A 6,343-nucleotide genomic window follows, 5' to 3' on the forward strand; every position below is an offset into this window, starting at 1 on the left:
CCCCCCGGCATACAATACCCCCCCCCTGGTGGGGGTGGGGGGCGGGGGGGGCGCGGGGCGCGCCGCAATCGCGCGGGCTGAAACGCCGGGGCGCGCCGCCCAGGGCGTCCACCACAAGGCCCGAGTCGTCGGCCAGGGCCGGAAGGCCGGTGGCTTCGCTGGCGTGACGGGCCTTGATCAGCGCGTTCTCCAGGAACGTGCGGCCATCCTCGACCGCGTCGCCCACGCCCAGCTCGCCCTGGGTCACCAGCGTGAAGCCAGCCTCGTCCAGCAGCGGCCGCAGTTCGGCCAGCTTGCCGGCGTTGGACGTGGCCAGGACCAGCCGTGACATGGGCCTACTTCGCCAGCGCCTCGCGCTGCGCGGCCACCAACTGGTCCACGCCGCGGCTGGCCAACACCAGCAGTTCGTCCAGTTCCTCGCGGCGGAAGGCGTGGCCCTCGGCCGTGCCCTGCACTTCGATGAAGCCGCCGCCGTCGTTCATCACCACGTTCATGTCGGTGTCGCAGCTGCTGTCTTCGCGGTAGTCCAGGTCAAGCACGGGCACGCCCTGGTAGATGCCGACCGACACGGCCGCCACCGCACCCAGGACCGGGTCGCGGGTGACGTCGCCGCGGCCCTTGAGCCAGGCGACCGCGTCGCACAGCGCCACGTAGGCGCCGGTGATGGCGGCGGTGCGGGTGCCGCCGTCAGCCTGCAGCACGTCGCAGTCCAGGGTGATGGTGCGTTCGCCCAGCGCCTTGCGGTCGACGCAGGCGCGCAGCGAGCGGCCGATCAGGCGCTGGATCTCCAGCGTGCGGCCGCCCTGCTTGCCGCGCGCGGCTTCGCGGTCGTTGCGGGTGTTGGTGGCGCGCGGCAGCATGCCGTACTCGGCCGTCACCCAGCCTTCGCCCTTGCCGCGCAGGAAGCCGGGCGCCTTGTTGTCCACGCTGGCGGTGCACAGCACCTGGGTGTCGCCGAAGCAGACCAGCACCGAGCCTTCGGCATGCTTGGTGTAGCGCCGCTCGATGCGGATTTCGCGCAGCTGGTCGGGCGCGCGGCCGCTGGGGCGGTTGAAGCTGGTCATGGGGGTGCAATCCGGCATTGTCTGGCCGGCTAGATTACCATTCGCCCTCACCACCACCGGGCCCGCCCATGATCCGCAGCATGACCGCCTTCGCCGCCTGCGAACGCGCCGCCACCGGCGGCAGCCTGACCTGCGAGCTGCGCGCGGTGAACCACCGCTTCCACGAGCTGTCGGTGCGCGCGCCCGAGGAGCTGCGCGCCATCGAGCCGGCCCTGCGCGAGCGCGTGGCGCTGAAGGTGTCGCGCGGCAAGATCGACCTGGGGTTTCGCTTCCGCCCCGCCGCCGGTGGCCGCGCCGACCTGAAGGTGAACCAGGCGCTGCTGGACCAGTTGGCCAAGGTGGCCGCGCGCAGCCACAGCCTGTTCCCGGGCCTGCGCACCGAATTCACCGAACTGCTGCGCTATCCCGGCGTGGTCGAAGAAGACGCCCTGGACCAGGCCGGCCTGCAGGCCGAGGCGCTGGCCCTGCTGGACACCACGCTGGCTGAGTTCGTCGCGTCACGCGAGCGCGAGGGCGCCAAGCTGGCCGCCGTGATGATCGAGCGGCTGGACGGCATCGAGCGCATCACCGCCCAGGTGAAGCAGTGGCTGCCCGAGATCAGGGCCGCCCTGCGCGCCAAGCTCGACGCCAGGCTGGCCGACCTCAAGCTGCCGCTCGATCCGGGCCGCCTGGAGCAGGAAGTGGTGCTGAACCTGCAGAAGATCGACGTGGACGAGGAGCTCGACCGGCTCGCCAGCCACGTGGCCGAAGCGCGGCGGGTGTTCAGCCTGCCCGAGGCCGTGGGCCGCCGGCTGGACTTCCTGATGCAGGAGTTCAACCGGGAAGCCAATACGCTGGGCTCCAAGTCGGTGGACAGCCGGACCACGCAGGCCGCGGTGGAGCTGAAGGTGCTGATAGAACAACTTCGCGAACAGGTGCAAAACCTCGAATGAGCCCACTGCGCGGAACCCTTTATATCGTCGCCGCGCCCTCCGGGGCCGGCAAATCGAGCCTGGTGAACGCCGTTCTGGCGCGCGAGCCCGGCATCGCCCTGTCCATTTCGTTCACCTCGCGGGCGCCGCGGCCGGGCGAGCGCCACGCCCAGCACTATCATTTCGTGGACAAGGCCGAGTTCCAGCGCATGATCGCGGCCGGCGATTTCTTCGAGCACGCGCTGGTGCACGGTGACTACAAGGGCACGGCGCGCCAATCGGTGGAGCCGCAGCTGGCCGCCGGCAAGGACGTGCTGCTGGAGATTGACTGGCAGGGCGCGCGCCAGGTGCGGGAAAAAATGCCCGAGGCCATCAGCGTGTTCATCCTGCCGCCGTCGCTGGATGCGCTGCAGACCCGCATGCGCAACCGCGGCCAGGACACCGAGGAAGTGATCGCGCGCCGGCTTGCCGCCGCACGCGAAGAGATGTCGCACCACGACGAGTTCGACTTCGTGATCGTCAACGAGCACTTCGATGCCGCCGCCGCCGAGCTGCGCTCGATCTTCGTTGCCCAGCGCCTTCGCCAGGCCGACCAGGCCCGGCGCCATGCCGCCCTGATCGCCGAGCTGCTTGCCGGGCGCCGCTGACCCGGCCAGCGCCCCGGTTTGCGCGGGAAGCGGCCCGGGCGTACAATGTTGGGTTCGCGTAACCCCTTGATTTACCGTGGGTGCCCAGGCCGGGTACCGAGCGGTTGAGGAGATCCAATGGCCCGCATCACCGTGGAAGACTGCCTGTCCGTCGTCGACAACCGCTTCGAGCTGGTCCTGATGGCGTCCAAGCGCGCCCGCCAGCTGGCCAAGGGCGTCGAGCCGACCTTGGACAACAGCGAAAGCCAGGACAAGCCGACCGTACTGGCCCTGCGCGAGATCGCGGCCCGCAAGATCGACGCCAAGATGATCGACGAAGTCGAGAAGTCCGAGCGCGAGCGCGCCGAGCGTGAAGCCCTGGAGTGGGCTGCCGCCGAAGTGGTGGACGACGACCTTTCCAAGGGCGGCGACGACCTCTAACCCCCGCGCGGGGCGGCCCCGGCCGCCTGCGCAAAAGCGCGGCATTGCCGCGTTTGGCGTGGCCGCGTAGTCTGCCGTCATGTCCTCTTTCTCCCCTCCGCAGCTGGCCGACATCGGTCCGGACCCGTGTCCGGAGGCGGTGATCGCGCTTGAGAAGAGGCTGGAGGACTACCTTCCGCCAGACCAGGTGGCGCTGGTCCGCAAGGCCTACGAAATGGGCGCCCGCGCCCACGAAGGCCAGACCCGCAAAAGCGGCGAGGCCTACATCACCCACCCCGTGGCCGTGGCCGGCATCCTGGCCGACCTGCGGCTGGACGCCGAAACCCTGTGCGCCGCCATCCTGCACGATGCGCTGGAAGACACGCCGCTGCCGCGCAGTGAAATCGAGGCCGGCTTCAGCCCCACCGTGGCCGAGCTGGTGGACGGCGTCACCAAGCTCGACAAGCTGCAGTTCCGCGACCGCCAGGAAGCCGCGGCCGAAAGCTTCCGCAAGATGATGCTGGCGATGGCGCGCGACCTGCGCGTGATCCTCATCAAGCTGGCCGACCGGCTGCACAACATGCGCACCCTGGACGCGATGGCGGTGGACGCGCGTCGGCGCATCGCCCGGGAAACGCTGGAAATCTACGCCCCCATCGCCCAGCGGCTGGGCATGAACAAGATCAAGGCCGAACTGCAGGACCTGGGCTTCCGCGCCCTGTATCCGTACCGGCACGCGGTGATTTCCAAACGCATCGCCTCCCAGCCGGTGATGCGCCGCGAGGCCCTGGTCACCATCGAGGCGCAGATCGCCCAGCGCCTGGCGCAGGAAGGCCTGCGCAACCACCTGGTAAGCCGCGTCAAGGCGCCCTGGAGCATCTATACGAAGATGCGGCAGGAGAACAAAAGCCTCGAGCAGGTGCTTGACGTGTTCGGCTTCCGCATCGTGGTGCCCACGGTGATGCAGTGCTACCACGCGCTGGGAGCGGTGCACTCGATCTACAAACCGCTGGATGCCCGCTTCCGCGACTTCATCGCCATCCCCAAGGCCAACGGCTACCAGAGCCTGCACACCGTGCTGTTCGGCCCCTACGGCGCGCCGGTGGAAGTGCAGATACGCACCGAGGACATGGACCTGGTGGCCGAGCGCGGCATCGCGGCGCACTGGGTCTACAAGAACGCCGGCGCCGGCGGCAGCGCCGCGCAGGCCCGCGCCCAGGACTGGGTGCGCAACCTGATGGTCACCCAGCAGAACGCCGGCTCGTCGCTGGAGTTCCTGGAAAACGTCAAGGTGGACCTGTTCCCCGACGAGGTCTACCTGTTCACGCCCAAGGGCGACATCCTGGCGCTGCCGCGCAACGCCACGGCGCTCGATTTCGCCTACGCCGTGCACACCGACGTGGGCAACCACGCGGTGGCCGCGCGCGTGGACAAGAAGCTGGGCCCGCTGCGCACCAAGCTGGCCAGTGGCCAAAGCGTGGAAATCATCACCGCGCCGTCGGCCACCCCCGGCCCGCAGTGGCTGGAATTCGTGGTGTCCAGCAAGGCCCGCACGGCCATCCGGCATTTCCTCAAGCGGCTAGAGCACGAGGATGCCGTGGACCTGGGCCACCGCATGCTGGATCGCGCGCTGGAGGTCATGGACAGCTCGCTCGACCGCATCCCGGCCGAGCGTATCGAACAGATCCTGGCTGAAATGCGCCATCGCCGGCTGGAGGAACTGCTGGCCGACATCGCGCTGGGCAACCGCATGCCGGCGCAGGTGGCGCGCCTGATGGTGCACGGCCAGGACGAACTGCCGCTGTCGTCGGCGCCGCTGACGCAGGGCAGCACCGAGCGCATCATGATCTCGGGCAGCGAACGCGGCGTGCTGAGCTTCGCCGCCTGCTGCCACCCGATACCTGGCGACGAAATCATGGGTTACCTGAGCGCCGGCAAGGGCGTGGTGGTGCACCGGGCCGACTGCCCGAACGTGGCCGAATACCGCAAGTTCCCCGAACGCTGCGTGCCCATGGCCTGGGATCGCAACGTGCAGGGTGACTATCGCGTGGCGCTGCGCATCGAAGTGGAGAACAAGCCCGGCGTGCTGGCCCAGGTGGCCGCCGCGGTGGCTGAAAGCAACTCCAACATCGACTCGGTCGAGTACCGCGAGCGCGACGTGACGATGTCGGTGATGGAGTTCTCGATCGAAGTGCGCCATCGCAAGCACCTGGCGGACGTGATTCGGCGCATCCGGCGCCTGGGCGTCGTGCACGGCGTGCAGCGGCTCTGACCAAGACTGGCCGGCGCACGGGCCGGCCCCTACAATCGGGCCTCACTTACTGCGCCGAGGTCCGCCATGCCCCGTGAACCCATCAGCACCCCGCGAGCACCGGCCGCCATCGGCCCCTATTCGCAGGCCGTGCGCGCCGGCGGGGTTGTCTACCTCTCGGGCCAGATCCCGCTCGACCCTGCCACGGGCGAGCTGGTCCAGGCCGACATCAGCGCCGAGGCGCGCCGCGTGTTCGACAACCTGACGGCCGTCTGCGAAGCGGCGGGCGGTACGCTGGGCGACGTCGCCCGCGTAGGCATTTACCTCACCGACCTGTCCGATTTCGCGGCGGTGAACGCCGTGATGGCCGAGTACTTCCAGCTGCCCTATCCGGCGCGCTCGACCATCCAGGTGTCGGCGCTGCCGCGCGGTGCCCGGGTGGAAATCGACGCCATCCTCGTCACCGGCTGATTCGATGCCGCGTCCGCCGCGCCGCCGCGGCGCCAGCGATGGCGCCACTGCGATGGCGCCCGCCGGTGTGCAGGCCCTGTCCACGCTGCCTGGGGTGGGCCCCAAGGTCGCGGAAAAGTTTGCGGCCCGCGGCCTGCTCAGCGTTCAGGACCTGTGGCTGCACCTGCCGCTGCGCTACGAAGACCGGACCCGCATCACGCCGATCGCGGCGCTGTTCCCGGGGCAGTCGGCGCAGGTGGAGGCACGCGTGGAGGCGGTGGAGCGCAGCTTCCGCTACCGGCCAACGCTGCGCGTGGCCATCGCCGACGGCTCGCGCGGCACGCTGGTGCTGCGTTTTTTCCACTTCAACCGCGCGCAGCTGGCGCTGTTCGTGCCTGGCCGCCGCATCCTGTGCTTCGGCGAGGCGCGGCCGGGCCAGTACGGGCTGGAAATGGTGCACCCCAGCTACCGGCTGCTGGGCGACGACGCCGACGCCGGCGTACGCGACCGGCTCGACCCGGTCTATCCGGCGGTGGAAGGGCTGGGCCCACAGTCGCTGTCGCGGCGGATCGGTGAAGCGCTCGACCCGCGGGCGCCGGGCGCTGCGCGGGGGCTGCGGCG

7 protein-coding genes and 1 pseudogene are annotated in these 6,343 nt (G+C 69.7%); 6 read left to right on the forward strand and 2 right to left on the reverse strand.

The features are described 5' to 3' along the window. The coding region (locus tag K0M70_RS03765; RefSeq protein WP_290779477.1) for a non-canonical purine NTP pyrophosphatase at positions 1–331 on the reverse strand (331 nt) is incomplete at its 3' end. A 4-nt stretch (positions 332–335) separates the two neighbouring features. Next, the gene (rph, locus tag K0M70_RS03770; RefSeq protein WP_290779480.1) at positions 336–1,064 is read right to left on the reverse strand and encodes a ribonuclease PH; all 729 of its coding nucleotides are present in this window, start codon (positions 1,062–1,064) and stop codon (positions 336–338) included. A 68-nt stretch (positions 1,065–1,132) separates the two neighbouring features. On the opposite strand from rph, the gene K0M70_RS03775 reads away from it, so the two are divergent. The 6 genes and pseudogenes from K0M70_RS03775 to K0M70_RS03800 all read left to right on the forward strand — a co-directional run. Further along, the gene (locus tag K0M70_RS03775; RefSeq protein ID WP_290779483.1) at positions 1,133–1,996 is read left to right on the forward strand and encodes a YicC/YloC family endoribonuclease; all 864 of its coding nucleotides are present in this window, start codon (positions 1,133–1,135) and stop codon (positions 1,994–1,996) included. A 5-nt stretch (positions 1,997–2,001) separates the two neighbouring features. Further along, positions 2,002–2,622, forward strand: a complete 621-nt coding sequence (gene gmk, locus K0M70_RS03780; RefSeq protein ID WP_290779495.1) for a guanylate kinase — start codon at positions 2,002–2,004, stop codon at positions 2,620–2,622. Positions 2,623–2,739: 117 nt separating this feature from the next. Continuing rightward, positions 2,740–3,042: a DNA-directed RNA polymerase subunit omega gene (rpoZ, locus tag K0M70_RS03785; protein WP_290779486.1), complete on the forward strand. Its 303-nt coding sequence runs from the start codon at positions 2,740–2,742 to the stop codon at positions 3,040–3,042. 79 nt (positions 3,043–3,121) lie between these two features. Further along, entirely contained in the window at positions 3,122–5,293 is a 2,172-nt protein-coding gene (locus K0M70_RS03790; RefSeq protein WP_290779489.1) for a bifunctional (p)ppGpp synthetase/guanosine-3',5'-bis(diphosphate) 3'-pyrophosphohydrolase, read from the forward strand. A 66-nt stretch (positions 5,294–5,359) separates the two neighbouring features. After that, entirely contained in the window at positions 5,360–5,743 is a 384-nt protein-coding gene (locus K0M70_RS03795; RefSeq protein ID WP_290779492.1) for a RidA family protein, read from the forward strand. A gap of 4 nt (positions 5,744–5,747) precedes the next feature. After that, a pseudogene (locus tag K0M70_RS03800) lies at positions 5,748–6,343 on the forward strand (ATP-dependent DNA helicase RecG); the annotation flags it as partial.

The sequence above is a fragment of the Arenimonas sp. genome (assembly GCF_019459675.1).
Lineage (GTDB): Bacteria > Pseudomonadota > Gammaproteobacteria > Xanthomonadales > Xanthomonadaceae > Arenimonas.

Coding starts and splice junctions, on each gene's coding strand:
- K0M70_RS03795 (WP_290779492.1), top strand. CDS start 5,360: ATGCCCCGTGAACCCATCAGCACCCCGCGAGCACCGGCCGCCATCGGC.
- rph (WP_290779480.1), bottom strand. CDS start 1,064: ATGACCAGCTTCAACCGCCCCAGCGGCCGCGCGCCCGACCAGCTGCGC.
- K0M70_RS03775 (WP_290779483.1), top strand. CDS start 1,133: ATGATCCGCAGCATGACCGCCTTCGCCGCCTGCGAACGCGCCGCCACC.
- rpoZ (WP_290779486.1), top strand. CDS start 2,740: ATGGCCCGCATCACCGTGGAAGACTGCCTGTCCGTCGTCGACAACCGC.
- K0M70_RS03790 (WP_290779489.1), top strand. CDS start 3,122: ATGTCCTCTTTCTCCCCTCCGCAGCTGGCCGACATCGGTCCGGACCCG.